Annotated in this window: 1 protein-coding gene; it reads left to right on the top strand. The window is 74.2% G+C overall.

From position 1 onward, the window contains the following. Nucleotides 1–476, top strand: a 476-nt coding sequence (locus HW466_RS31340; protein ID WP_279610401.1) for a glycosyltransferase N-terminal domain-containing protein, incomplete at both ends; no start/stop codon positions are given.

Raw genomic sequence — 476 nt, 5'->3', positions numbered from 1 at the left:
GCCTGGCGGCCGACGCTCGGGCTGGTGATGGAGACCGAGGTCTGGCCCACGCTGATCGACGAGTGTCGTCGCGCCTCGGTGCCGCTGGTGCTGACCAATGCGCGCATGTCGGCGCGTTCGTTCCGCCGCGCCTCGCGTTTCGGCCCGGCGGTGCGCGAGGTGTTCGGCGGTTTCTCGCGGGTGCTGTCGCAAAGCCCGTGCGATGCCGAGCGGCTCGGCGCGCTCGGCGCGCGCAACCTGGCCGTGCTCGGCAACCTGAAGTTCGACATGAGCACGCCGCCGGAGCTGGCCGCGCGCGGCCGGGCCTGGCGCGAGGCGATCGGCTCGCGGCCGGTGTGGGTGGCGGCCAGCACGCGCGAGGGCGAGGAGGCGCTGGTGCTGCGCGCCTTCGCGGCGCTGAACATGCCGCATGCGCTGCTGATCCTGGTGCCGCGCCATCCGCAGCGTTTCGACGAGGTGGCCGCGCTAGCCGCGCG

Source organism: Burkholderia territorii (assembly GCF_902833055.1).
GTDB lineage: Bacteria > Pseudomonadota > Gammaproteobacteria > Burkholderiales > Burkholderiaceae > Burkholderia > Burkholderia territorii.
This window is presented reverse-complemented; position numbering and strand designations above follow the sequence as displayed.